Below are 26,366 nucleotides of genomic sequence, written 5' to 3'. Positions count from 1 at the left end.
ACCGGGAAGGTCTTGGTCGGGTCCGGCGAACATGACGCTCTCCTCTCGTGCGGGTGGCGCTCCGCAAGATAACCCCGGATCCCCCGGCGGCCCAGCGAATAACGAAGGGCCCCCTCACCGGGACGGCGAGGGGGCCCTTCGAGCAAGGCGAAACTAGACGAGCAGCAGGAACAGCAGCCCGTTGGGCGTGCCGAGACCCGTCACGTCGTCGTAGCCCGGGGTCGTGTGGATCGTCAGACCCTGGTAGTCGAGCGTGCGCACCGAGGTGAGCAGGCCGCCCGAAGCGTCGACCGAGTTCGCGTAGTCCACGCGCTCCACCGCGGCGTCCACGTGCTTCACGTCGCTGATCGCCGAGGTGCGGGAGGTCAGCTTGTAGATCACGGGGTTGATGAAGCCGTGGTGGAAGTGGTCGAAGCTGTCGGCCACCGCCATGATGCCGGCGAACACCGGCGACGCGAGGCTCGTGCCGCCGATCCGGTACTGGTCGTAGTAGGCGCCGTCCGGGAAGGTCTGCGTCTGGCCGACCAGGAAGCCGGTGTTCGGGTCACCGATCGCCGAGATGTCCGGGACGACCCGGCCCTTGGCGTTGCCCGTCTGGTTCTTCTTCGCCAGCGCGTCCGGCACGACACCCTTCTGGTAGAAGGGCTGCGCGAACAGCCGGCTCGTGCCGCCACCGGAACCGCTGGTGTAGGCCGCCGGGCCGTAGACGCCGTTGGTCAGCGAGGACTTGCTGGTCTCCCAGCCGGTCTCGAAGATCCGCTTGCCGTCCTTGCCGATCGCGATGGACGTGCCGCCGACCGCGGTGATCCACGGCGCCGAGGCGGAGAAGTCCGGCGACGGCGTGCCGAGGCGCGCGACCTCGTCACCGTTGTCGCCCGAGGAGAAGTAGACGCCGATGCCCTCGAGCACCGCCTGCAGCGAAATCTGGTTGAAGACCTTGACCTCGTCGGCCGGGATGTCTTCGCCGGTGTCGCCGTAGGAGTTCGACACGATGTCGGCCTTGTGGCCGGCGATCACGTAGTTCAGCGCCACGTCGAGGGCGTTGTCCTCGCAGGACTCGCCACCGACGTACAGGATGTCCGCGCCCGGGGCGAGACCGTGGGCGGCCTCGACGTCGAGCGTCTCCTCGCCGTACCAGCCCGCCGCGTCGCACTGGTCCGGCGGCTCGAGGACCGGGTTCGCCGGGAAGACGTGCTGCTTGAACTGGCTCTGCTTCAGCGGGTGCTGCGGGTCGTTCTTCTTCGCGTAGGTGCTCGCGTCGGCGTAGATGGTCGGCGAGGCGAACGCGTCGACGATGGCGATCGTCGTGCCCTTGCCGTCCGCGCCCACCTTGTCGACGCCGTAGGCCGACCGCAGCTGCGCCGGGGTGTAGCCGCACGGGGCGTACGGCAGGTGCTTGCCGTTGTAGGCGGGATCGGTGGTGTCGATCTTCTCGCCGTAGTAGGCACTGCACGGCCGCGCGTTGCGGAACCCGGGGCCGGGGGCGACGTCGGACGGCGTCCCGGAGCCGGTGGCGTGGTCCGGCTTGAACAGGTTGGTCGCCTGGTCCACGCCGACGACACCGAGCACGTCGCTCGCCAGGTTCGCGGGCACCGACAGGTTCTTGTCGGCGGCGCGGAGGGTCTGGCCCTTGACCTTGTACTTGCCCAGCTTGACGGCGAACGCGTTCTGCGTCTGGTCGGCGGTGCCGGTGGCCTCGACGTAGGCGCGGTTCGACGGGATGTCGCCGATGCTGAACCCGCTGCCGGTCAGCCACGACTTGACGGCGTTGACCGTCGCGTCGCCGGCGGCGAACCGGTCGCGCACCTGGTCCGGGCTGAGGTACTGCCGGTAGGTCTTGCTGTCCGGATCGGACACGGCCTGCGCCAGCGCCTCGGCGCCGGCGTTGTCGCGCTGGTTCAGGTAGACCCGGAAGCTCAGCTTGGACGCGGGCGCCGTGTCGGCGGCCTTCGCCTGCGCGTTCGCCCACAACGGGTGCGACTGCGGAATGTCGGAACGCCCCTGCGCCGAGGCCGTCGCGGGCACGGCGCCGGTCAGGCCACCGACCACCGCGAGCGAAAGGAGCAGGGTGGAGCTTCTTCGCACAGAAATCTCCCTCTCGAAAGCGGCCCCCAGGAAATGGGCCTGGAACACCGGACGAGACTAGATCGGTGTTCCGGTCGCAGGGAAGTACTTGCGGAACCGTTATCTGGTCGCGAATTCACGGGTCCCCGCGCGTGGTACGGAAATCCGATTTGTCGCACGAATTACGCGAGGAATAATGCCGGATGGGAGGTTAGTCCGGTTCGTGTCCGTATTGTGGAACAAGCGGGCGGGGCGGCCACCACCTACGAAAGTCGGTTGCTCCGTCCACTCGGGACAGTCCGGGGGTGACGGTAGTTCGGCCGTCAGGCTCGCGTTTCGAGGCGCCGGTTCACCGCGTCCGGCGCGAACTCCGCCTCGACCACCATCGCCACCGCCCCGCCGAGCGCTTCCCCGCGGCCGCCGATTTCGACGCTCAGGTTCCTCGTCGAACGCGGCAGCGCCCGCGCGTACAGCACTTCGCGGACCCCGGCCACGAAGTGCGGCTCGGCCAGGTCGCCGGCGATCACCAGCACGCCCGGGTTGACCACGCACACCAGCGTCGCGAGCACCTCGCCCACCTCGCGGCCGGCCTGCTCCGCGAGCCGCACCGCCGCCGGTTCGCCGGCCAGGATCCGCTCGCGGACGCCCGAACCCGACGTCGTCGGCAGGCCCAGCTCCGTCAGGCGGGCGGCCAGTGCGCCGCCGCCGGCGACCGCCGCCAGGCAGCCGAGTGAGCCGCACAGGCAGCGGGCGTCCTCGTGGCCGGGCAGCCGGACGTGGCCGATGTCGCCCGCGCCGCCGTCGATGCCGCGGTACACCTCGCCGCCGATCACCAGGCCGGCCCCGATCCCGGTGGACGCCTTGACGACCACCAGCGCGGCCGACTCCGGGTAGCGGGCCCGGTGCTCGCCCAGCGCCATCAGGTTCGCGTCGTTGTCGACCAGCACCGGGGCACCGAATCGGGCCTCGAGGTGCTCGTCGATCGGGTAGCCGTCCCAGCCGGGCATGATCGGCGGTTGCCGGACGCGGCCGCCCTCGACCGGGCCCGGTACGGAAATCCCCACGCCGCACACCGGCCGGTCCACCCCGGCCAGCATCTCCTCGAACCACTCCGCGATCCGGCCGAGCACCGGCTCCGGGCCGTCGGCGACGCGCAGGTCGCCCGCGCGGCGGGTCAGCCGGCGTCCCGTCAGATCGGTGAGCGCGGCCTCGGCGTGCATCGTGTCGACGCTCGCGGCGAGGACGACGGCGTGCCGGTCGTCGAACCGCAGCTGCCGGGCCGGGCGGCCGCCGGTGGAGTCCTCGTGGCCGCCTTCGGCCAGCAGGCCCGCCTCCAGCAGCCGGTCCAGGCGCGCGGTGAGGGTCGTGCGCGACAGTCCGCTGCGCGTGAGCAGGGCTTTTCGCGTGGTCGCCTGCCCGGTCCTGACCAGCTGCAACAGCTCGCCGGCGCTGGTCGTCATCGCCCTCCCTCGGACTTTTGTCCATTGACAATACACAAGTCGGAGATAGATTGGACATATGGATGTAACATGGGGGCGTGCCGCGGCTGTCCTCGACGGCAACTGGCTCGGCTCGTCGACCGTGCCGTCGCGCTCGCTCTACCCGCACCAGTGGAGCTGGGATTCGGCGTTCATCGCCATCGGCCTGCGGCACCTGTCACCGGCGCGAGCGCGGGTCGAGCTGCTGACGCTGTTCTCCGCGCAGTGGCGCGACGGCCGCGTCCCGCACATCCTCTTCAACCCCGACACCCCGCCCGAGGCGTACTTCCCGGGCCCGGACTTCTGGCGCGCGCGGCGGACGTCCGGACTGGTCCAGCCGCCGGTGCACGCGCGGGCGGTGCTGGCGGTGCACGAGGCCGAGCCCGATCGCACGTTCCTCGCCACGCTGTACCCGAAGCTGCGGGCCTGGCACGAGTACCTGCGGGTTTCGCGGGACGCCGGCGGGCGCGGGCTCGCGGCGATCGTGCACCCGTGGGAGTCCGGGATGGACAACAGCCCGGCCTGGGACGACCCGCTCTCCCGCGTCACGCCGACGAGCGGGTTCGTCCGCCGCGACCTGCAGCACGGCGACGCCGCCGACCGGCCGAGCGACGAGGACTACGGCCGCTACGTCCGGCTCGCGGCCGACTACCGGGACCGCGGCTACGCAGGCTTCGGCGAGTTCGTCGTCGAAGATCCCGGCTTCAACGCGATCCTGGCCGACGCCGAACTGGCGCTGGCCGAGATCGCCGACGTGCTGGGCCTGCCCGCGGCCGCCGCCACCCACCGCGAATCCGCGGCGCGCGTCGAGAAGGCACTGCAGGAAACGCTGTGGGACAACGGCTTTTTCTTCGCCCGCGACGTCCGGACCGGCTCACTGACCGGCGCGCACACGTGCGCGGGCCTGCTGCCCCTGCTGCTGCCGGACCTGGCCGTCGCCCCGGCCCTGCTGGCGACGGCCACCGGGCCGAGGTTCCGGCTCGGGCGCGGTCACGGCGTCCCGAGCCACGACCTGACGGCACCGGACTTCGACGCGGGCCGCTACTGGCGCGGCCCGTCGTGGGCCAACGTCGGCTGGCTGGTCCGCCAGGGCCTGCTGCGCCACGGCGAGCACGCACTGGCGTCGCGCCTGCGCGACGACCTCGTCGCGACGGCCGCGAGGACGGACTTCGCCGAGTACGTGGACCCGCTGACGGGTGCGGGCCACGGCGCCCGCTCGTTCGGCTGGACCGCGGCGCTGACCCTGGACCTCCTGGCTCAGCCCGCCGCGGTCGCGTAGTCCGAGCCCAGCCACGTCTCGTCGATCCGCAAGCGCTTGTAGCGCGTGCTGTCGCTCGAGGCCGCGTACGTGCTCGTCACCTGCAGCCGGACGTACCTCGTCGTCACCGCCGACAGGTCGACGAACTGGACGCCGCGGTGGCTCGGGAGTGTCCCGGATTTCACCGCGCTGCCCCAGTTCTTGCCGTCGCTCGACACGAACACCTTGTACGCCTTGATGCGCGCCGACTGCTCGGTGTCCGATCGCGCGTAGCTGACCGAGTCCTCACGCTGGTTGACGCCGACGTACTGGACCTTCTTCGCCGATCCGAGGTCGTAGTCCAGGTTCACCGGCAACGTCTTGTTGTTGTCGAAGTACGTCAGGTAGTCGCCGTCGCTCGCTGACTGTCCACTGTGGCTGCTCGCCGACGCGCTCGCCTTGAGCGTCACCGTCTTCGGGTCGTACGTTCCGGTGCGGCCGGCCGTCTCGACCTTGAACACCGTGTCGTAGGTGTCCCAGCCGGACAAGCCCGTCAGCGTCAGGCTGCCGCCGCCCTGGGTGAACGGGATCGCCGCCCCGGTGCGGAGGTTCGTGACGCCGCGGATGCGGTAGCCGTTGTCGCGGATCTTCAGGATGCTGCCCGACGGCTTCGTCAGGACGTGCACGTACTGCGTCTCGCCCTTGATCGTGATGACGCCGTGCGCGCCGTCGTTCCAGAAGCCCGGCTGCATGCCGCCGTACATGTACCCGGCGCCTTCGGTACCGCCGAGCGAATCCCAGATCGCGCTCAAGTAGCTGTCCGCGAAGTTGTTGAACGCTTCCTGGTTCGACGGGAACTTGCCGTTCACCATCGCCGTCTCGGCCATCAGCGACTTGATCGACGAACCCGAGTTCGTCACCAGACGTCCGATGTTCAGCGCCTTGTTCACCGCCGAGTTCGAGCCGCCGTACCACCACGAGCCGGTGTCGGGCAGCTTGAAGCACGCCTCCGTCAGCCGCGGCATCGCCGTGTAGGTCGCCTGCGGGTAGTCGTACGCCGGGGACATGCCGGTCTTCTGCTCGTTGCTGATCGTGTCCATGATCGGCGTGTCTTCGTTGTTGTTGCTCAGCAAGTAGTCCGGGCGCTGCTGGTAGATCTGCTGGTACAGATCGTGCGACTCCCAGTAGGCGTTGTCGTTGTCGATCCAGAAGCCGCCGAGGTCCGGGTAGTTCTTCATGACCTCGAAGAAGTTGTCGTAGCTGAACTGGCCGAAGCCGTCCTGGCTGTCGAGGTTCACGGTCTTGCCCTTGTACTTCGAGTAGCCGGCGGAGTCGAGCCACTCGTGACCGCCCTCGTCGTGCCACTGGGCGTCGTTGGTCATGTAGAGGATGACCTTGAGCCCTCGGGCTTTCGCCGCGGCGATCAGCTCGCCGAGGAAGTCCCGCTTGGTGGTACAGCTGCCGGGGATCTTCGACGGCCAGGCGCGCGAGTAGCCCAGCCGGCTGTGGAACGACGCGAGCACGAGGTACGACGCGTGCAGCTTCTCGGCTTCGGTGACCCAGTAGCCGGGACTCCACCCGCCGTCGGTGATCGCCTTTTCCCAGGCGCTGCAACTGGTGTAGCCGGGTGACGTGCGCATGCCCCAGTGCAGGAACAGGCCCGCCTGGCTGTCGCGCAGCCACTGCTGGGACGGCTTCTGCAAGTCGGCCGACGCGGGCGCGGCGACGAGCCCGGCGACCACCAGCATCGAGGCGCAGGCGGCGAGCACCCGCCGCAGGAACTTGGCTGACATCGGTGACCTCCAAGTGGTCTGGTCCACTCGGTGGTGTACTCCTGGGTTCCGGGCACGGTCAATACTGAGATCCGACCTTTTCGCGCAGTCCCAGCGGCCGGTACACCGTGACTACGGCCGTTCGGGTTAAATATCTGATATATGACACGAGAGATCTGATCTCTCTTGACTCGGCCTCCCGGAGGCGAGTAGATGTTTCCCCTGAGAGCGCTTTCGCTCTCCCCCACCGCTCCGGCGACACGGGCAGCACGCCGCGCCCCCCAGAGCTGGTCGGGATGCCGACGGACGGCGGATCGGCATCCCGGCCACCCATTCCGGGGCGGGGCACGAGTCCCCGACCGTGCCCTGCCCCGGCACTGCCCGCACCACCGGGGCCCGTGCACGAAAGGACAACGAATGTCCGAGCACCCCCTTCGCCCGACCCGGCGCGCGGTCCTGACCGGCACCTTGGGCGCGCTGGGCGCCCTCGCCGCGGCAGGGCCCCTCGCGCGCGCGGCGGACCGGCTCCCCCCGATCGGCGGCGCGGCGCCACCGGCGGACTGGTCCCGGGCCGTGATCGACTCGACGATGAAGCGCTACACCCCCGACAAGATCGGCGGCTGGGGCTACACGCTCGGGCTGTACCTCTACGGCCAGTACCTCTTCTACAAGCGCACCGGCGAGCGGAAGTACCTCGACTACATCGTCGCGTGGTACGACCGCTTCATCACCGACAGCGGGATCTCGAACAGCTTCACCAACCTCGACTCGATGCGCTCCTGCCAGATGCTGCCGCTGCTGTTCGCCGAGACGGGCCGCAAGAAGTACAAGACGGCAGCCGACCAGCTGCGCAAGCGGTTCCCGGCCTACCCGCGCACGTCGGACGGCGGCATGTTCCACGCGACCAGCAAGGTCGGCCAGCTGTGGGGCGACGGCGTCTACATGGCCCAGCCGTTCCTCGCGCTGTACGGCGCGGCGTTCGACGACGGCGGCTACTGCTTCGAAGAGTCGGCGAAGAACCTCGTCGTCTACTTCAGCCACCTGCGCGAACCGGCGAAGGGCCTGCTGTACCACGCGTACGACGAGGACGGTTCCGAGTCGTGGGCGTCCGGGACCGGGCACCACTCGAAGTACCACTGGGCACGCGCGATCGGCTGGTTCGGCATGGCCGCGATCGACATCCTCGAGGTGCTCCCGCCGAACCACCCGCGCCGGGCGGCGCTGATCGACATCGTGAACTTCCTCGCGGCGGGCTACCAGCGCTACCAGGACGCGTCGACCGGCCGCTGGTACCAGGTCGTCGACCGCGGCGGCGACTCGAAGAACTGGCTGGAGACGTCGGCGTCGTCGATGTACACGTTCACGATGGCCCGGGGTGTCCAGCGCGGCTACCTGCCGGCGTCCTACCAGGCGGTGGCGGATCGCGGGTACGCCGGCGTGCTGAAGAAGGTGTCGGTGGGGTCGGACGGCCTGACGAACATCACGGACATCTGCGAGGGAACGAACGTGGGCGACCTGTCGTACTACTACGCCCGAGCCCGCAAGACGAACGACTTCCACGGCCTGGGCGCGTTCCTCATCATGAACGAGCAGTTCTCGCACTGACCTCCAGGCGCGCCGCAGAAAGGGCCCCGGCTCACCGGCCGGGGCCCTTTCGTGTGTGCGGAAAGAGGCATCTCCCGTGATCGGGAGGGCATCACGTGTGATTGGGAGGGCATCACGTGTGATTGGGAGGGCATCACGTGTGATGGAAGGGTCGACACGATCTCGCCGGCCGGTCCCGCCGTGTCGCCCCTCCAATCACGCGTGTCGCCCCTCTGATCACGGGTGATGCCCCCTCGATCACGGCGCGAGGCTCCCTTCCCCAGGCCGGGGAAGGGAGCCTTGGGGTGGGTCAGCAGGTCGAAGTCGAGCCCGACGCGTTCAGCCGCAGGGCCGAGCCCGACGTCGTCGCCGAGTCCTTGACGCAGTAGCCCGTCACCGTCTGGAAGCCGATGTCGAACGGGCTCTTCGACCCCTTCTCCGCCGTGAAGTGGTCGAACGTGATGTCCGAGCTGTTGTTCACGATGCTCGCCGGGCGGCCGTCGTCCTTCGCGAACTCCACCGAGCTGTCCACGAACTTCACCCCCGCCGCGTAGTGCAGGTACCAGCCGTACGACGGGCGCGTGCCGATGCTCTTCGGGTTGTAGTCCGTCGCGTCGTTGCTCGGGACGCCCGTGCCCGCCGTGCCGTTGCCGCCCGGGACGTTCAGGTGGACTCCGGTGAACGTGACGTCGGAAACGCGGTGGGTGCTGTCCGCGCCCCAGAGCGTCGGGCTGAAGTTCGTGCCCGTGTGCGTGCCGGTGATGTTGTCGAACGTGATGCCGCTGATCGACCCGACGCCCGGCTTGTTCCCGCACCGCTTGCGCGTGCCGATCTTCATCATGATCGGCGAGTACGTGCCGGACATCGTGATGTTGCGGTAGTGGACGTCGGAAATCTTCGCGCCGTCCATCGAAACGATCCCGATCCCCGATTTGTGCGCGCCGGTGATCGTGATGTCCGAGATCTGGTAACCGGTGAAGTCACCGCACGTCTCGGAACCGAACATCAGCGCGTTGCAGCAGACCGCCGACAGTTTCGCGTTGTTCACCGTGACGTTCCCGTTCGGCAGTTTCGCGCCGAGCGCGTAGTCGCTCTTGAACACGAGTGCGTCGTCGTTGGCCGCGATGGTGACATTCGTGATCGTGACGTTGGTCGTGCTGATGATGTTCCAGCCGTCGCGGTCGCTCGACGTGTCGATCGTCAGCTTGTCCGAGACGACGTTCGTGCAGCCGTTGATCAGCGCCGCGAAGTGGCCGCCGCGCCGCAGCTTGATCCCGGACAGCGTGAGCCCGTCACAGCGGGTGAGCGACAGGATCTTGTCGGCCTCGCCGGACTTCGGGTTGCCGGTGATGAGGTTGCCGCCGCCGTCGATCGTGCCCGCGCCGGTGAACCCGATGTTCGTCAGCTTGTCGCCGTAGAACATCGCGTTGTGGAAGTGGCTGTGGCCGTAGTCCTGGTAGTCGTCCCACTGGTTCGACTCGGGCTTGTCGTAACTGTCCGCGCTCGAGCCGGTGATCGTCGCGCCCGCGTCGAGCTGGATCGTGACGTTGCTCTTCAGGTGGACCGTGTCGGCCGACTTGTAGTTCCCCGAGGTGAACCGGACGGTGCCGCCACCCGCCGCGTTGGCGGCCGTGATCGCCTTGTCGATGGCGCCGGAATCGTTCGTGGACCCGTTGCCCTTGGCGCCGTAGTCCTTGACGTCGTAAACGCCGCCGGGCGCGGAGGTGGCGATGCCGGAACCGGCCACCACCAGTCCCACGACCGCGCAGGAGATCAGCAGGAATCTTTTCACCGTGAACCGCCTTGTCATGAATTCGAGAAATGCTCGGCATGACGGCGGAGCACTCAGCCTACGAGTGCCGCGAGCGCGGTGTCAAGATCACCGGGAAAGCGGAAAAGGACCGTTCGCGGGAGACCCGGGGGACCCGCGCCACCCCCAGTGGGACGCGGGTCCCCCCGGTGTTCGTGTGGACGACAAGACGATGGGGGCACCGGGCGGACTCCGGCGTCCTTTCGGGATTTTCGCAGTCTACCTTCGCGGAGCCCGGCGAAAACGTGCATTCGTCATGGTCCGGACCATGAATCCGGCATGATCCGGGCGGCTCACGCGAACCCTACGCCGGACGTCAGCAGGTGGAACGCCCGTTCGGCCGCCACGACGGCCTCCGGGTGCCGCCGGGCCGCGGGAACACCGGCCGCGACGGCGTCCATGTTCGCCGTGGCCAGCGTCCGCCGGACGGCCGCGATCTGCGCGGCGGCCAGCCCGGCGTCGGGTGCCGGGACGCCGGCCTCGGCGAGCGCCCCGGCCAATGCCGCCTCCCCCGCGGACGTGAACTCCGCGAGCCGCGCCACCAGCGCCGGCGTGCCGGTGACCAGCTGGAACACGGCGAGCACCGCGGGCTCGTCGCACAGGCCGGTCACCGGCGAACGCTCTTCGAGCCCCCGCAGGAACGCCTCCCGCAGGGCCGCCAGCGCACCCTGCCCGGGCCGGCGGGCGCGGACGACGTCCGCCGCGTCGGTCTCGTGGTCGGCGAACCGGTGCAGCACCAGGTCCTCCTTCGTCGGGAAGTAGGCGAAGAGGGTCCGCTTGGACACCTCGGCCACCCGCGCCACCTCGGCGACCCCGACGGCGTCGAACCCGCGCTCGGTGAAGAGCCCGATGGCCGCCGTCGAGATCGCCGCCCGCGTGCGGAGCTTCTTGCGCTCCCGCAGGCCCAGTTCTTCGCTCACGTCACTCAGCGTAGCGCCCCGGTGTCAGACCTTCTGCAGGCCAGGCCGTCCTGCTTGCACTACGTAGCTGACGTCGTTCTTGATCACGACCGACGCCGGGTCGTAGACGCTGGTGTCGGAGGTGGTCATGAAGTCGGCCCGCATCTGCCCCGGCGTGGTCGTGACGCGGACGTAGCCGCGCTCGCCCTTGCAATATTTGATGTGCGGGTTGTTCGCCAGCCAGGCCGCGCTCGGCGGGGTCGCGGTGTCGCTGTTGCTCGTCACCGACGTCGTGACCAGCTCCGAGCCGATCAGCGGGTCGCTGTGGTCGAAGTAGTCGAGCCGCAGGTCGGCGGCCCAGTGCCGGTGGACGTCGCCGGTGAGCACGACCGGGTTGGCGACCTTCCGGTCGACCCAGCCCTTCGCGATCCGGTCGCGCGAGGCCTCGTACCCCTGCCAGGAGTCGGGACTCTCGCAGGTGGCCTTGTCGCCGTCGCCGTCGCGCGTGGCGAAGAAGACCTGCTGGCCGAGGAAGTCCCAGGTGGCCGGGTGCGACTCGAACTGCTTGAGCAGCCACGCCTCCTCGGTGCTGCCCAGGATGCTGCGCGAGGTGTTGCGCATGTCGGTGCAGGCCGGGCCGGCCGAGCCGGACGGGTCAGCCACCTGGGCGTTGCGGTACTGCCGCGTGTCGAGCATGTGGAACCGCGCCAGGTTGCCCCACAGGAGCTGCCGGTACAGCTGGATCGACGCGCCGTTCGGCTTCGCCGTCGAGCGGATCGGGGTGTGCTCGTAGAACGCCTGGAACCCGGCGGCCTTGCGCGCGGTGGACGCGGGCGAAGTGGTGCCGTTCCAGTTGTTCATCACCTCGTGGTCGTCGAAGACGACGACCCACGGCGCGATCGCGTGCGCGGCCTGCAGGTCGGCGTCGGTCTTGTGCTGGCCGTGGCGGGCGCGGTAGAGCGCCAGCGTGGTCGTGTCGTCGGGGACGGCGAGGCTGCGCGGGTTGCGCTCCGCCGCGGCGCGGCCCGACTTCTTCTCGTAGATGTAGTCGCCGAGGAACAGCACCAGGTCCGGGTCGTCGGCCACGACGCCCTTGTACGCGTGGTAGTAGCCCTCCTCCCAGTGCTGGCAGGAGGTGAAGCAGTACTTGAGCTGGTTGACCGCGGCGCCGGCGGCGGGCGCGGTGCGCGTGCGGCCGACCGGTGAGAGGTAGCCGGAGCTCTTGAACCGGTAGAAGTACTCGCGTGCCGGCTGCAGCCCCACCGGTTCGATGTGGACGCTGTGCGCGGCCGCGCGGACCGCGTTCACCGAGCCGCTCTGCACGATCGAGGAGAACGCCTGGTCGTTCGCGATCTCCCAGTCGACCGCGTAGGTGGCGTCCGGCATGCCGCCGAAGCCGTCGGCGTTGAGCGGCGCCGGCGCGAGTCTCGTCCAGAGCACCACGCTGTCGGGCAGCGGATCGCCGGAGGCGACGCCGAGCTGGAAGGGGTCGTGGATGGCGGGCGCGGCCGCCGTGGTGCGGGCGTTCGCCCAGGACGGCAGCGCCGCCGACGCCGCGGTGGCGGTGACCGCGGCGAGCCCGCCGAGCAGGACCTTGCGCCGGTTGACCTGAACCATGTCGGAAATGCCTTTCGGGGAAGGGGAGCCGCGGTCAGGCCGCGAAGTCGGTGATGCCGTCGGAGCAGGACTTCAGGTCGGGCTTGGCGGTCGTGTAGTTGGCGACGCAGACCTTGTAGAACACCCAGCCGCCGTGCGGGACGCTCACCGCCTTGTCGACCTTCGTGCCCTCGCCACCGGAGTTCCAGACGTAGAACGGCCCGGCGCCGCCCTTGAGCCAGTACGCGACGACGGCCGAGTAACCGTCGGCATCGGTGTCGTAGACCAGGAAGTGCGAGTCGGACGAGCGGTACTGCCCTTCGCCCGCGCAGGCGTCGGCGCACTGGCCGCTGCCCGAGCCGACGCCGCAGTCGGGCGCGATCCGCTGGTCGGAACCGGTGTAGACGTAGGTGTCCGAGATGTACCCGCCGAGCGCGGGCACGTAGTCCCACAGCGTGCTCGTGCCGTAGGTCCCGGTCACCGACGAACCGGTGATCTGGCAGTCGATGGCGACCGACGCGCCGTTCGCGACGGTCTTGACGGCCGTGGCCCCCGCGGTGGGTGCCCGGCGGACGTTGAGCGGGTCACCCGCGGTCTTGACAGTGCCGCTCGCTGCTGCCGACGCTTCGAGCGCGCCGCCCACCGCCAGCGCGCCGACCGTCGCGAGGACGAGTCCCAATCCGGCCGTGCGCCGGAGATTCGAACGCTTCATGGCGGGAGCGTGACCCCGGCCCGTACACGACTCGTACAAAGGCCACGGACACTCCGAATGGATCTATCCCCGGCGTCGAACGGGTCATAGCATCCGCTCATGGGGGAACTCATCGGGCAGGTTGAGGCCACCTCGCTTACCATCCGCGTCCTCGGTCCGCTGGAGGTCACCGCTTCCGGGCAGGTGATCCCGCTCGGCGGGCCGAAGCCCCGGCTGCTGCTGGCCGCGCTGGCGCTGCAGCCGAACGTCGTCGTGTCCGCCGACGTGCTGGTCGAGGTGCTGTGGCCGGAATCGGCCCCGCGCTCGGCCGCGGCGAACATCCGCACGTACGTCCATTCGCTCCGGAGGCGGTTCGCCGAGTTAGACCCCGGCCTCGGCGACCGGATCAGCAGCCGGGCCTCCGGCTACCTGCTGACCGCGTCGCCGGAGGAACTGGACCACCTCGCGTTCACGGCCTTGGCCGGCGAGGCGCAGGAAGCGCTCGATCGCGCCGATGCCGAGAGCGCTCTCAAACTGCTCGACCGGGCCGAAGCGCTGTGGCGCGGCGAAGTCCTCGAAGGACTCCCGCACGACCACAGCTGGGGCGCGAGCGTCGCCCGGCTCGCCGAGCTCCGCCTGTCGGTGCAGGAACAGCGCCTGCGCGCGCGGATCGACCTCGGCCGCTGCGGCGAGGCCGTCGCCGAGCTGCGCGGCCTCGTCACCGAGCACCCGCTGCGGGAAGAGCTGTGGGCGCAGCTGATCGTCGCGCTGCGCGCCGCCGGCCGGACCGCGGACGCCGTCGAGGCGTACGCATCGGCCGAGCGGGTGCTGCGCGAGGAGCTCGGCGCCGAACCGGGCGCGAAGCTGCGGGAGCTGCGCGCGACGCTGGTGGTCGAAAGCGTGCCCGCCGGGCGTCCGGCGGACTTCGTACCGGTCTGCCAGCTGCCGCTCGACCTGCCGGACTTCACCGGCCGCGACGACGTGCTGCGCGAGGTCGCCGGGCTGCTGCGCGAGCGCGCGGACTCCGGCACGCCCGCGGTGGTCGTGCTCTCCGGCGCCCCCGGCGTCGGGAAGTCGGCGGTCGCCATCCGGATCGCGCACGCCGTGCGCGACGACTTCCCCGACGGCCAGCTGCACGTCGACCTGGCCGGCACGTCGTCGTCGCCGCGGGCGCCGATGGGCGTGCTCGCGGAACTGCTGCGGGCGCTGGGCATCCCGGACGCCGGCCTGCCGCGGGAACCGGCCGAACGCTCGGCGCTGCTGCGCTCGCGGCTGGCCGGACGGCGGATGTGCGTCGTGCTCGACGACGCCGGCAGCGCCGCCCAGGTGCGCCCGCTGCTGCCCGGCGCCGGCGCGTGCGCGGTGCTGGTGACCAGCCGGCTCCGGCTGCCCGGGCTCCCCGGGGCCACGCCGGTCGACGTCGACCTCCTGCCCGAGGACGAAGGCGCGATGCTCCTGCAGGGCATCGTGGGCACCGAGCGGGTGGCCGCCGAGCCGGAGAGCGCCGCGGCGATCCTGCGCCAGTGCGGGCACCTGCCGCTGGCGATCCGGGTGGCCGGCGCGAAGCTGACGAACCGGCCCGGCTGGACGCTGCGGCTGCTGGCCGACCGCCTGCGCGACGAACACCGCCGGCTCGACGAGCTGCGCGTCGGCGACCTCGCCGTCCGCGCGAGCGTGACGCTGTCCTACGACCTGCTGCCGATGTCGGCGGCCACGGCGTTCCGCGGGCTCGGCCTGCTCGGGCCGGTGCAGTTCCCGGCGTGGGCGGTCGCGGCCGTGCTGGGCCGCCGCGAGGCCGAGGACGTCCTCGACGTGCTGGTCGACGGCCACCTCGTCGAGCTTGTCGGATCGGATTCGGCCGGGCAGCCGCGCTACCGGCTGCACGACCTGTTGCGCGTGTACGCGGTCGAGCTGGCGGAGCAGAGTGACGCGGCGAAGACGCGCGCGGGACTTCGGCGGGTTCTCGAGGGGTACCTGGCGCTGGCTTTGGAAGCCGCGCGCCGGATGCCGCTGCACTTCTTCGGCATGTACTGCGACGAGGAGCTGCCGCGGCCGGCGGTGCCCGCGGACGTGCTGCCCGACGACCCCGCCGCGTGGTTCGCGGCCGAGCGGAACACGAGCGTCGCGGCGGTTTCGCTGGCCGCCGAGCAGGGTTTCGACGACCTGGCCTGGCAGCTGGCGTCGGCGCTGACGCCGTACTTCGACCTGCGCGGGCACCAGGACGACTGGCACAGCACGCACACGATCGCCCTCGCGGCGGCCCGCCGGACGGGTTCGCTGCGCGCGGAGGCGGTCGTGCAGCGCAACCTCGGCCAGTACCTGCTCTACCAGGACGAATACGCGAGTTCGCGGGTGGCGTTCGAGGAGTCGAAGGCGCTGTTCGAGCGGGTCGGCGACGCCCAGGGCGTGGCGATCGCGCTGACCGGCCTGGCCACGATCCTGCGCATCGACGGCGAGGACGGCCTCGCGCTCGACCACTGCCACGAAGCGCTGAAGCTGTTCGCGGAGGAAGGCGACCCGAACGGCGAAGCGGTGGCGCGCCTCGGCGCGGGCGCGGTGTGGATGTCGCGCGGCTGCTACGCGGCGGCGAAGCGCTGGTTCACCGACGCGCTGGAGCTGTCGGCGGCGATCGGCGACCGCCACCGCGAGGCGCACGCGTACAAGCGGCTGGGGTTGCTCTTCCAGCACCAGGGCAACCTGGCGGCGGCCCGCGAGCACGTCGACCAGGCGATCGCGATCTTCACCGAACTCGGCGACGACCACTGCGTCGGGTACGCGAACCAGAACCTCGGCGAGCTGTGCCTGCACAGCGGGGACTTCGCGCACGCGCAGCTGTTGCTGGTGAACTCGCTTTCGGTGCACCGCCGCAACGGCGACCGGCGGTCGGAGGCCGAGGTGTCGCAGCTGCTCGGCGAGCTGCACCGGGCGTTGTCGCAGCCGGAGCGGTCCCGGGACTATTCGGAGCGCGCGCTGGCGATCTGGCGGGAGCTCTCGTCGCGGCCACCGGAGCCCGTGACCTCGGTGGCGGAGCCGCCGCACATCGCTTCCGCCTGATGCTTGTACGGATCATGTACGCCACCCCGTCAGTCTTTCGCCACGTTCGAGTGAACGAGTGCGAGAGGAGAACCGGGGATGATCCGGATCAAGAAAGCCGGCCGCGTGACCGCGGCGGTTCTGGCCGCCGGGGCGGTGACGGCGCTGGCCGGAGCCCCCGCCGAGGCCGCCACCAACGCCACCTGGACCGCCGACGTGTCCACTGTGGACTACGACGACGTCAACGTGACCGGGGCGGGTGGATCCCTGACCCTGGCCGACGCCGCCTGGCACAGAACCGCGCAGGTCTTCGCCGGCAGTGAAGGCAGCCTCATCACCGCCGAGCACGCGCTGGGCTCGCCGGCGAACCGCGTCAGCGCGCAGCTGTCCGCCGACACCCCCCAGGGCACGGCGGTCGACGTCGAGGTCCGCGGCCGCACCGGCGCGGACGACTGGACCGAGTGGACGCCCGCCGGCACCGCGTTCAAGACCGCCGTCAGCGCCGTGCAGGCGCGGATCAGCCTGCACAGCGACACCGACGGCGTCCGCCCGTCGGTGCGCGGCGTCGCGTTCAGCGCGGACCGCGTCCCGCAGGTGAACGCGCTGGCCGCCACGGCCGCGCTGACCTACAAGATCTTCGGCACCCGCGAAGGCCTCACGGGCCACACGACCGCCAACGGCCACGTGATCACCAGCCGCGACCACTTCGTCGCCCTGCCGTCCGGGCGCGGGCTCTCGCCCAAGGCCTCCGGCTCCTACAGCGTCCGCGTCTGCAAGACGGACAACAGCCGCTGCGAGTACGCGCCGGTGTGGGATGTGGGCCCGTGGAACACCAAGGACGACTACTGGAACCCGGCTTCCGTGCGGTACGAGTACAAGGACCTCCCGCAGGGGCAGCCCGAGGCGTACGCCGCCTACCACAACGGCTACAACGGCGGCAAGGACGACCTCGGCTACAAGGTCGGCAACCCGGCCGGCATCGACCTCGCCGACGGCGTCTTCTACGACGGGCTCGGCATGTCGGACAACGGGAACCTGAACGTCACGTACCTGTGGACGGGCACCGGCCCGACCGGCACCGTGAAGACCGCGGGCGACCCGATGAACGTCCGGGCGAGCGCGAGCACGTCGGCGGCGGTCAAGGGCCTCGCGGCGAACTACGCCAAGGTCAACATCGAGTGCTACGTCCTGGGCGACAGCGTCACCGGCACGTTCGGCACCAGCACGATCTGGGACCGGATCGGCCCGAACAACTACGTGTCGGACACCTACCTGCAGACGGGCTCCGACGAACCGGTCGCTCCCCTGTGCTGAACGGCGGCTCGATCGAACCCCGAGTTTCGCGTGGTTGACTGCCCTCACCCCCGCGAGAAAAGCGAAGGCCCGGTGTCCCCCGCCGGGCCTTCGCCCTTTTCCGGGGTATTCCGCTCACCGGTCCATCATTCACACTCCTGAACGAATGCCCGCCCGCTGTACAACGTCGTGACGATTGTGGAAAACTCCCGAGCACCTGGAACATTTCCCCACACGGAATGGCGGGCACCTGTGAGCGTTACCCGGAGAACCCTGCTGACCACCGCGGCCGGTGCCGCGGTGGCGGTGAGCGCCAGCACCTCCGCGGCCGCGGCCGCGAGCACTTCGACCACTTTTGACCAGGCATCCGCCACCCGGACGCTCCGCCAAGCGGCCGACTACGCGGTAGCCAAGCTGCGCGCGGTGGCGCCCGGCGTCACCGCGTTTCCGGTCGGCACGAAGTTCGAAAAGTGGACCTATTCGCAGAATGGCGACTGGGTCGGCGGATTCTGGCCCGGCCAGTTGTGGCTGGCGTACCTGCACAGCGGCGACGAACAATTCAAGACCCTCGCGCTGGCGTCCGCGGAGAAACTCGCGCCGCGCCAGAACGACACCGGCACGCACGACCTCGGTTTCCTCTTCTACCCGTCGTGGGTGACCGCGTGGCGGCTCACCGGGGACGACAGGTGGAAGGCGGGCGCGGTGCAGGCCGCGGCGTCGCTGATCAAGCGGTACAACCCGGCCGGGAAGTTCATCCGCGCCTGGGGTGCGCTGTCCGACCCGAAGGACGCCGGCCGCGTCATCATGGACACGATGATGAACCTCGATCTGCTGGCCTTCGCGAGCAAGCAGACCGGGGACCCGCAGTACCTCGAAATCGCCGTGGCGCACGCGAAGACCGCGCAGAAGAACTTCGTCCGCCCGGACGGGTCGACCCCGCACGTCTTCGACTTCGACCCCGTCACCGGCGCGCCGATCGGGCCCAACACGGTGCAGGGCTACAGCCCGACGTCGTGCTGGTCGCGCGGGCAGGCGTGGGGCGTCTACGGGTTCACGACGATCCACCGCCGCACCGGTGACCAGGAGTTCCTGACCACCGCGCGGCGACTGGCCGACTTCGCGCTGTCGCATCTGACAGCCGACCACGTGCCGGTGTGGGACTACCTCGCGCCGCAGGCACCGAACGACGTCAAGGACGCCTCCGCCGGCGTGATCATGGCCTGCGGCCTGCTCGACCTCGCCGAGATCACGCACCGCACGCAGTACCGGGACAGCGCACTGCGGATCCTCGAGGCCGTCTCGCAGACGTGCCTGACGACGAAGTCCACCCGGGCCGAGGCGAGCGTCGCGCGCTGCACCCGCAACCGGCCGGCCGAGGACGGCATCGAGGTGTCGCTCCCCTACGCCGACTACTACCTGCTGGAAGGCATCCTGCGGGTGCTCGACCGGCGGAAGGTCGACCGCGCCGTCGACCTCTCCAGCGTCTGACCCGCCGGGGAGGCCGCCACCTCCCCGTCAGTGCTGGTGGTGGGCGTGCACCTTCGCGTGGCCGAGCCCGCGCGCGATCATCCACTTGTTCACCGGCACCGTGACCACGAACGCGATGGCCAGTGAAAGCACCAGCGCCAGCCAGAAGAGGAAACTGGCGAGGCCGGCGTCCATCGCCCCGGGGATCGCCACGACGACCGTGTTGTCGATCAGCTCCATGACGGCGATCGACACGGTGTCCGCGGCCAGCGCGACCTTGAACGCCGCCGCGGCGGGCAGCCCCGACTTCAGCACGCCCCGCATGGTGAGGCCGTAGCCGAAGACGAACGCGAGGACGATCGACAGGACGACGGTCGCCGCGTTGTGCAGGCCGAACGCCGTGCCGAGGACCATGCCGAGCACCTCGCCGATCGCACAGCCGGTCAGGCAGTGCAGAGTCGCCTGGATCGCCGTCGCCCACGAAGCTCCGTGCTGTTCGCTCATGCCTGGGACTATACCCCCAAGGGGTATCAACGCGCGTGTCTCGCGCGCCACAGCGTGGTCCCCGGCGGGACTGCCGGGGACCACGCCGGGATCAGGCGGCGAGGAGCCCGGTCATCCGGTCGACCTCGGCCTGCTGGGTGTCGGCGATCCGCTGGGCCATCGCCTTGGCCTCGGCGTTGCTCCCCTGGGCCACCTCGGTGCGGGCCATGTCGATCGCCCCGCGGTGGTGGTCGAGCATCAGCGTCAGCCACTTCCGGTCGTAAGCGGCGTCGCGCAGGGTGTCGAGGTCACCGGGGTCGACCATGCCCGGCATCGAGCCGTGGTCGGTCATCGCCGGGGCGCCCCACTGCTTCAGCCACGCCGTGAGCTGGTCGATCTCCGGCTGCTGCGCCTGGGCGATCCCGTTCGCCAGCGCGACGACCTGCGGGTTCTTCGTGTGCTGCGGCACCGGCGTCGCCATCTCGACGGCCTGCTGGTGGTGCGGGACCATCTGCCGGGCGAAGGCGACGTCGGCGTCGTTGTGGTCGGCCGGGGTGGCACACCCGGTCAGCGCGAGCGCGGCGGACAGCACGAAGCCCGCCAGGAACTTCCTGGACATTTCTCTTCCTCACTGGAGTTCTTGCGGATGGGCACGGCGGAACCGCGCCGATCAGATCCGCAGAACGCAGTGGGCGGCGAGCAGGAGACGACCGCTCCGCGGCGGCGGCGGGCGCGCGCCCCGGCGCCTGCCCGGCACCTGCCGGACGACCACGGCACCCGTTGCCCGGCAGCACAGCAGGACCACCGCGAGCAGGAGGGCGACGGCCGCCGTGAGCACCGCGAGGCAGTCGTGGAGCGGGGAATGCCCGCCGTCGTGGCCCGGCATCGGCAGCCCGGCGTGGAGCTCACCCGACATCGAGGCCGAAGCCGCAACGACCGGCCCGTGGTCCGCGGGCACGTGGTGCATCGCCACCACGGCGAGCGCCAGCGCGCACAGCAGCAGCCAGCGGGCGGGTACGGAACGGCGAGTCATCGTCGCCCAGCGTAGCCGACACCGCCGACCAGGCGAAATTCCGTCACGGGCCACGAAGGAGAACTCGCTTCCGTAACCCTTTGCGCACACCCCGTTGACCACCGTTACGCGGGGCCCTACCTTCCCCCTTGGTCTCCACCGCGCGCAGACCGTTCGAAAGTCCGGAGGAATGGGTGGGGATGCGAGGGCCGACGAAGACGTCCCGGCTGGTCGCGACGGTGCTCCTGGGTGCGGCGCTCGCGCTCGGGGGCTGCTCGGACCAGCTGGGCAGCGCCCCCGCGCCGACGCCGACGCGGATCGCGTTCGTGCCCAAGGTCGCCGACATCCCGTACTTCCAGGCGATGAACACCGGCGGCCTCGAAGCGGCGAAGCAGCTGGGCGTGCAGTGGTCCACCGTCGGCCCGAAGACCGTCGACCCCGCCGAGCAGGTCACCATCGTGCGCCGGCTCGTCGCGCAGAAGTTCGACGTCATCGTCGTCGCGCCGAACGACCCGGCCGCGCTCGCGCCGGCCATCGCCGAGGCCCGGGCGAAGGGCATCCACGTGCTCACCTCGGACACCGACGCGCCGGGCACGCAGCGCGAGGTGTTCGTCAACCAGGCCAGCGCCGAAGGCATCGGCGCCGCGCTCACCGACGCGCTGATGAAGCGGACCGGCGGCACCGGCAAGTACGCGATCGTCTCGTGCGGCCCGGCCGCCGCGAACCTCAACACGTGGATCGCGGTCCAGAAGGAGTACACGGCCAAGCACTACCCGGAGGCTCAGGTCGTCGAGACCGTGTACGCGGGCGAAGACCAGGACAACGCGACGAACCTGGCCAAGGAGCTGATGGCCCGCCACCCGGACCTCACCGGCCTGGTCGGCGAGTGCACGACGTCCGCGCCCGGGGTCGCGAAGGCGGTCCGCGAGCAGCAGAAGATCGGGCAGGTGTTCACCGTCGGCGTCGGGACGCCGCAGTCGATCAAGCCGTACCTGCTCGACGGCTCGTGCTCCGAGTCGGTGCTGTGGAACGTCGAGTCGCTGGGCTGGCTGACCGCGTGGACGGCGAAGCAGGTCGCCGACGGCAAACCGCTGCTGCCGGTCAACAAGGTGAACCTGGAGTTGCCGGCGGTGAGGTACGACGTCGCGGCGAAGACCGTCCTGCTGGGCGATCCGCTGCTCATCACCGCCGACAACGTCGACCAGTTCAAGTACTGACGGCTACCGCACGTCGATCGTGACCGTCGCGTTGCTCGTCACCGCGGGGAGCTTCGTCGTGTCGACCGCGAGGTACTCGCCGTCGTCCTGGCGGCCGTCCGGCAGCGTCTTCGGGTGCAGCGCGTACGGCGGGGCCGCGTTCGTCACGCCGTCGATGCCGAAGTCGTTGTCGTTGCTGATCACGACGGTCCGGCCGCCGTCGGTGGTCGCGACGCCCTCGACCTTGTCGTGCCCGAAGAAGCCGCCGCTCGGGTCGAGGCCGGTGACGAGGGCACCCAGGTCGAGGTACAGCTTCTTGCTCACCGGCGTGATCCCGGCGGCGGCGAGGTCCTTCGTCGCCTGGGCCGTGGTGTCCTTGCCGACGTAGGCGTCGATGCTCTTCCCGCCGACGAGCAGGCCGCCCTTGACGGCGTCGTACCCCGCGGCCCGCGGGCCGACGTCGGTGGCGCCGGTCAGGTCGATCTCGTAGAGCTTCTTGAAGGCGCCCGGCTCGGGCTTGCCGTCGCGCTCGTCCACCAGGAAGCGCGTCGCCGAGAGAGCGGTGATCTCGCTGACCGCGGTGCCGGTGGTGTCCGGGTCGTCGAGCAGGTAGAGGTACTCGTGCGTGGCGCGGGTGCGCAGGTCGACGGTGACGATCCGCAGCGTGGTGACGTTGCCCGGCTTCTTCGTCAGGTCCGGCTGCTGCAGCGCCGACTGCATGACGCCGACGAGCGTCCGGCCGTCCGGGGTCAGCGCGAGGCCTTCCATGCCCTTGTTCGGCACGCGGTACTCGATCTCGGCGGGCAGCGAGCCGTCGAAGGGCGAGAGCCGCTCGAGCGCGCGGCCGTCGCGGCCGAAGTGGGTGATGAAGGGGCCGTACTCGTCGGAGACCCAGAAGGTGCCGTCCCGCTGCGCGACGAGGCCTTCGGAGTCGTAGCCGTTCGCCGACTGCGGCAGGACGTTCCCGTTCAGGTCGACGATCTTCTCGCCGGTGTCGGCGAGCGGGCTGACCTGGCCGTTGTAGGGGGTGCCGTCGTGGGCGCGCAACGGGATGGTCTTCTCGAGCACGGCCTTGCCGTCGCGGAGGCGGAACTTCCCGATGGCGGGGGTGAAGGACGGCAGCGGCTCGATCTTGCCGCCGTCGGGCGCGTCGACGTTCGGGCCGCGATCGGTGAGGCCGTAGAACTCGTTCTTCTCGCCGGGCACGGGGGTGAGCGCGGAGCCGTACGCGCCGCCCTTGATCTGGACGCCGCCGATGGTGGCGAGCGGTTTCAGGGCGGTCGGGTAGAGCTTGACGGCGTCGGAAACGGTGTAGGTGAAGGAATCCCGGCCGGTGAAGCCGGGCGCGGGGGTGTACCGAAGGGTGCCGTCGGCGGCGAGGTCGACGCTCCCGTGCGCGGCGGCGGTGTGCCGGACGACGGCGGTGCCGCGGTCGTTGCCGAGCAGCTCGGCGGTGAGAGTCCGCCCGGCGTGGGTGCGGAGGTGATCATCCTTCGCCCGCGGCCCGTGGTCGTGCGCTTCCGCCGCCCCGGCGGCCAGCGGCAGTGCCAGCACCCCGGCGACCAGGGCCAGTGTTACCCGCTTCATCCCGTTTCTCCTCCTCCGGCGCGTGGACTAGCGCCGGAGGAGGAGTCTTCGTGGCCGAAGTGGACGGCGGTTGGCTTCGAGGAGGCCGGGGCGTTAACGGTGGGGCCGGAGGGTGTGGTGGTCGCCTCCTCCGGGACGGATCGGCGCTGCGGCAGGGAGGCCCGACGCCTCGGCGCACGGCCGTGCGCGGCGACTTCACGCCGGGCGCCGCCAGCAGGTCAGCCTTGCGGCGGGTGCATGGCAGCTTCCGCCGGGCACGCCGCCAGCAGGCCAACCCGCGCGGCGGGTGCGCGGCAGCTTCGCGCCGGGCGCCGCCAGCGGACCTGCCGCAAACGGCCGTGCGCCGAGTGCACGGCGACGTCTCGCCGGGCACCTGCCAGCGGGCCTGCCGCGCACCGGCTGTGGCAGCTTCCGCCGGGCGCCGCCAGCAGGCCAGCCCTGCGGCGGGTGCGCAGCAGCTTCTCGCAGGGCACCGCCGGCAGGCCAGCCCTGCGGCGGGTGCACGGCAGCTTCACGCCGGGCGCGCCGCCAGCAGGCCAGCCGTGCACCCGGTGCGCGGTGACCTCTCGCCGGGCTCGGCGTCAGCGGTGGCGGCGGACGTGGGCCACTGCTGCTCCGCCGCCCAGGACCAGGATCAGGGCCGTCAGGCCCCAGCGGCGTTTCTCCTTTGTCTTCACCGCCGTTCCGTCGACCACCGGCTCCGGCTTCTGCGTCGGCTGCACGTACCGCTTCGACGGGGGTGCGGCCGGGGCCGGGGTCAGCTCGACCGGGGTGGCCGCCGGAGCCGGGGCCGGGGTGGGTGCCGGGGTCGGGGCCACCGCCTGCTCCACCGGAGGCGGCTGCGATGGTGGCGGCAGCTCAGGCGCCGGTGGCGGCGCAGGAAGCGAAGGTGGTGGCGTTGGCGTTGACGGGGAGTTCGGCGGCACCGTCGGTGGCGAATTCGGCGGGATCGAAGGGGGCGAATTCGGCGGCACCGAAGGGGACTCCGAGGTGGTCGTGGTAGGCGGCGGAGTCTCGGCGAAACACCCGGCCGCGTCCCCGCTCACCAGCGCCGGCCCGGTCGACACCTCCACCGCCGGGCCCGAACCGTCCCTCGGCAACCGGTACGTCACGCTCCGGCGCCCGTCCCGGTTCGCCGTCGCGTAGATCGCGTCCGGCCCGAGCACCACCGACCCGTACGCACCCCCCGGCGGGAAGCGCAGCTCCGGCGCCGCCACTACCTTGCCCGTCGACGGGTCCACCGTCACCACCGCGCCGTCCCCGCGCGAAGTCGTCGAGATCCCGTACAGCAGGCCGGAAGCAGCGTCGTACGCGAAGTCGTCGACCCCCACCGCGAGCGACACCGGCCGCAACGCCGTCCGGTGCACCACGCGCACGTAGTCCGCCGACGCCGGGTCGATGTCCACTGTGTACAGATCGCTGTCCTGCCGGACGTACCAGCGGTTCCCGGCGATCGCGCCCGCCGTCGCCCCGGTGACCTGGCTCCACACCGGACGCTGCGCCCCCGCCCGGCCGACCACGCCGAGGTCCGTTACCGCCCCCGACGCGTCGATCCGCACCGCGTGCGAACCGTGGTCGTACCGGCCGCCCCGCGTTCCGTCGGCGACGCCGTAGACCACGCCCTGCGCGGCCGAGTACCCCATCGCGTTGATCCAGTACCCCGCCTGCGTCAGGCGTTTCGTCGCGCCGCCGGGCAGGGACAGCAGCCGCAACGTCGTCGGCGCGCCGTCGCGTTCGTTCTCCGCCTGCAGGACCGTGCAGGCCGCCGGGTCCTGGGCCGCCGGGCGGTGGGACGACGCGGGCGCGAGCCAGCCCGTCGCCGCCAGCAGGGCCGACACCGCAGCGGCCACGCCGAGCATCGCCGCCCAGCGGGCCCGCCTGCCGGTCAAGCCAGCCTTTCCAGCGCGCCGGTGAACGCCTCCGCCGGGATCTTCGCACCCCCGCTGAACGGGTTCTGCAGCTGGTAGATCGCGAACAGCAGCAACGTGATCGTGCCGGCCAGGGTGGAGACGATGATGATGTGCGCGGCCAGCCGCGTGCCGCCGAAGAGGTTGGGCAGCAGGATCGCGGTGATCAGGCTGCCGAGGATCAGCGCGAACCAGACGACCGCCCCGACCCCGCCGCCGCCCGCGTTGTTCAGCCGCTGCGTGCGGGCCTGGTAGACCGCCCAAAGCTGGTTGCTCGCCTCGGTCTTGCGGTCGATCTGCCAGTCACCGTCGACGTCGGCCGCCGCGACGGCCTGGCGCATCTGGTCCAGCTGCGTCCAGCCCGTGGTGGGGATTTCGCCGCCGCCGCTCAGCTTCGGCCACTCCTGCTGTTCGACGGTCTGCGCGTACGCGACGGCGAGCTGGTGCACGCGATCCTTCGTCTCGGCGGGCAACGCGTCGGCCGCCCAGGTCGCCGCGACCAGGCTGTCGGCCTCGGTCTGCGCGTCCTGGCTCGCGCCGCCGACCGCGTCGAACAGCGAGATGAGCACGAACGCGACGAGCACCGCGTGCAGCCCGCCGACGATGGTGAACACCTGGCCCGCCGCGTCGTTGTTGTCCGGTCGCCCCTCGTCCCAGCCGAAGCGGCGGACCAGGTACGCGATCACGCCCCCGACGAGGGCCGCGCCGGCCACCCAGAGACCGCCGGCCACGAAGATGTTCATCCACGTCCTTTCCCACCGAGCGGATTCACCGCCGGATCGCTCAAGTTAGCCACCCATTTCCAGGCCGACAACCGGGAATTGTTCGATTCATCCGAGTGGCCTCACCCAGGCCGCGACCATAGCCGGTTCGGCGCAGTTCACCGCCGCCGGGGTGGCCTGCGCCGTGCCCCACCGCGACGACGAATTCCCCTTACGGGCCGCGATTTTCCCGACCGGGTGATGCCCGGGAACAGTGGGTGATGACCGGCCGGCACACGACGGGAGATGGTGCCCGGAATGGCCGGAAACCAACCAGGTGATCTGCTCGTCGACTCGATCGTGTCATTGTGCGCGCGGGCGCCGTTGCTATGTTGATTCTTCGTTGCCAGCCTCGGGCATTCCCGGCTCACGAATGATTGGGTGGTTCTCGCTGTGACTGTCACCGACCCGGTGGACTCCGACCAGGCCCCGCTGAGCCTCGGACGGGCCGCCGCCCGCACCCTGGCCACGACGACCAAGTCGGTCCCCCAGATGC

Annotated in this window: 19 protein-coding genes; 6 read left to right on the top strand and 13 right to left on the bottom strand. The window is 70.6% G+C overall.

Annotated elements, in window-relative coordinates; all coding sequences use genetic code 11:
* Positions 1-153: 153 nt before the first annotated feature.
* Positions 154-2,085 carry a S53 family peptidase gene (locus QSK39_RS47155; protein ID WP_285484377.1) on the bottom strand — a complete coding sequence of 644 codons (1,932 nt, stop codon included), beginning with the start codon at positions 2,083-2,085 and terminating at the stop codon, positions 154-156.
* A 302-nt stretch (positions 2,086-2,387) separates the two neighbouring features.
* Positions 2,388-3,524 carry an ROK family transcriptional regulator gene (locus QSK39_RS47150; protein WP_285484376.1) on the bottom strand — a complete coding sequence of 379 codons (1,137 nt, stop codon included), beginning with the start codon at positions 3,522-3,524 and terminating at the stop codon, positions 2,388-2,390.
* A 58-nt stretch (positions 3,525-3,582) separates the two neighbouring features.
* Between QSK39_RS47150 and QSK39_RS47145 the strand changes: the two genes are divergently transcribed.
* Entirely contained in the window at positions 3,583-4,821 is a 1,239-nt protein-coding gene (locus QSK39_RS47145) for an amylo-alpha-1,6-glucosidase (RefSeq protein WP_285484375.1), read from the top strand.
* Here the strand turns inward: QSK39_RS47145 and QSK39_RS47140 are convergent.
* On the bottom strand, positions 4,800-6,572 hold the full coding sequence (locus tag QSK39_RS47140) for an alpha-L-fucosidase (protein ID WP_285484374.1): 1,773 nt from the start codon (positions 6,570-6,572) through the stop codon (positions 4,800-4,802). The genes QSK39_RS47145 and QSK39_RS47140 overlap by 22 nt on opposite strands.
* Before the next feature lie 396 nt (positions 6,573-6,968).
* Here QSK39_RS47140 and QSK39_RS47135 point away from each other — a divergent pair, with 396 nt between their 5' ends.
* Positions 6,969-8,156 carry a glycoside hydrolase family 88/105 protein gene (locus QSK39_RS47135; RefSeq protein ID WP_285484373.1) on the top strand — a complete coding sequence of 396 codons (1,188 nt, stop codon included), beginning with the start codon at positions 6,969-6,971 and terminating at the stop codon, positions 8,154-8,156.
* A 289-nt stretch (positions 8,157-8,445) separates the two neighbouring features.
* Here the strand turns inward: QSK39_RS47135 and QSK39_RS47130 are convergent, their stop codons facing one another.
* From QSK39_RS47130 to QSK39_RS47115, 4 genes are all read right to left on the bottom strand, one after another.
* Entirely contained in the window at positions 8,446-9,927 is a 1,482-nt protein-coding gene (locus QSK39_RS47130; RefSeq protein WP_285484372.1) for a glycoside hydrolase family 28 protein, read from the bottom strand.
* A gap of 311 nt (positions 9,928-10,238) precedes the next feature.
* Entirely contained in the window at positions 10,239-10,865 is a 627-nt protein-coding gene (locus QSK39_RS47125; protein WP_284749652.1) for a TetR family transcriptional regulator, read from the bottom strand.
* Between the two features lie 24 nt (positions 10,866-10,889).
* Positions 10,890-12,461, bottom strand: a complete 1,572-nt coding sequence (locus QSK39_RS47120; protein ID WP_285484371.1) for an alkaline phosphatase D family protein — start codon at positions 12,459-12,461, stop codon at positions 10,890-10,892.
* A 34-nt stretch (positions 12,462-12,495) separates the two neighbouring features.
* Positions 12,496-13,152 (bottom strand): SH3 domain-containing protein, encoded by a 657-nt coding sequence (locus QSK39_RS47115; RefSeq protein ID WP_285484370.1) that lies wholly within the window; start codon positions 13,150-13,152, stop codon positions 12,496-12,498.
* Positions 13,153-13,251: 99 nt separating this feature from the next.
* Here QSK39_RS47115 and QSK39_RS47110 point away from each other — a divergent pair, with 99 nt between their 5' ends.
* The 3 genes from QSK39_RS47110 to QSK39_RS47100 all read left to right on the top strand — a co-directional run bounded on the left by QSK39_RS47110 (position 13,252) and on the right by QSK39_RS47100 (position 18,945).
* On the top strand, positions 13,252-16,185 hold the full coding sequence (locus QSK39_RS47110; protein ID WP_285484369.1) for an AfsR/SARP family transcriptional regulator: 2,934 nt from the start codon (positions 13,252-13,254) through the stop codon (positions 16,183-16,185).
* 78 nt (positions 16,186-16,263) lie between these two features.
* On the top strand, positions 16,264-17,478 hold the full coding sequence (locus QSK39_RS47105; protein WP_285484368.1) for a DUF8814 domain-containing protein: 1,215 nt from the start codon (positions 16,264-16,266) through the stop codon (positions 17,476-17,478).
* A 231-nt stretch (positions 17,479-17,709) separates the two neighbouring features.
* Positions 17,710-18,945: a glycoside hydrolase family protein gene (locus QSK39_RS47100; RefSeq protein WP_285484367.1), complete on the top strand. Its 1,236-nt coding sequence runs from the start codon at positions 17,710-17,712 to the stop codon at positions 18,943-18,945.
* 27 nt (positions 18,946-18,972) lie between these two features.
* Here QSK39_RS47100 and QSK39_RS47095 read toward each other — a convergent pair whose 3' ends face one another.
* The 3 genes from QSK39_RS47095 to QSK39_RS47085 all read right to left on the bottom strand — a co-directional run bounded on the left by QSK39_RS47095 (position 18,973) and on the right by QSK39_RS47085 (position 20,440).
* A complete protein-coding gene (locus tag QSK39_RS47095; protein WP_285484366.1) occupies positions 18,973-19,428 on the bottom strand; it encodes a DUF4396 domain-containing protein in 456 nt (151 codons plus the stop codon).
* A gap of 91 nt (positions 19,429-19,519) precedes the next feature.
* Positions 19,520-20,026 (bottom strand): DUF305 domain-containing protein, encoded by a 507-nt coding sequence (locus QSK39_RS47090; RefSeq protein WP_285484365.1) that lies wholly within the window; start codon positions 20,024-20,026, stop codon positions 19,520-19,522.
* A 51-nt stretch (positions 20,027-20,077) separates the two neighbouring features.
* Positions 20,078-20,440 carry a hypothetical protein gene (locus QSK39_RS47085; RefSeq protein ID WP_285484364.1) on the bottom strand — a complete coding sequence of 121 codons (363 nt, stop codon included), beginning with the start codon at positions 20,438-20,440 and terminating at the stop codon, positions 20,078-20,080.
* Positions 20,441-20,619: 179 nt separating this feature from the next.
* Between QSK39_RS47085 and QSK39_RS47080 the strand changes: the two genes are divergently transcribed.
* Positions 20,620-21,636 (top strand): autoinducer 2 ABC transporter substrate-binding protein, encoded by a 1,017-nt coding sequence (locus QSK39_RS47080; RefSeq protein ID WP_285484363.1) that lies wholly within the window; start codon positions 20,620-20,622, stop codon positions 21,634-21,636.
* A gap of 3 nt (positions 21,637-21,639) precedes the next feature.
* Here the strand turns inward: QSK39_RS47080 and QSK39_RS47075 are convergent, their stop codons facing one another.
* The 3 genes from QSK39_RS47075 to QSK39_RS47065 form a co-directional block, all read right to left on the bottom strand.
* On the bottom strand, positions 21,640-23,202 hold the full coding sequence (locus QSK39_RS47075) for an esterase-like activity of phytase family protein (RefSeq protein WP_285484362.1): 1,563 nt from the start codon (positions 23,200-23,202) through the stop codon (positions 21,640-21,642).
* A 581-nt stretch (positions 23,203-23,783) separates the two neighbouring features.
* Entirely contained in the window at positions 23,784-25,091 is a 1,308-nt protein-coding gene (locus QSK39_RS47070) for a DUF6923 family protein (RefSeq protein WP_285484361.1), read from the bottom strand.
* Positions 25,088-25,852, bottom strand: coding sequence for a bestrophin-like domain (locus tag QSK39_RS47065; RefSeq protein ID WP_285484360.1), 765 nt, complete (start codon positions 25,850-25,852; stop codon positions 25,088-25,090). Before QSK39_RS47065 ends, QSK39_RS47070 begins: the two co-directional genes overlap by 4 nt.
* Positions 25,853-26,366: the final 514 nt, after the last annotated feature.

This window comes from Amycolatopsis sp. NBRC 101858 (assembly GCF_030269325.1).
GTDB classification, from domain to species: Bacteria; Actinomycetota; Actinomycetes; order Mycobacteriales; family Pseudonocardiaceae; genus Amycolatopsis; species Amycolatopsis ponsaeliensis.
Note: the sequence above shows the minus strand (reverse complement) of the source record. Positions and strands in the feature narration are given on the sequence as shown.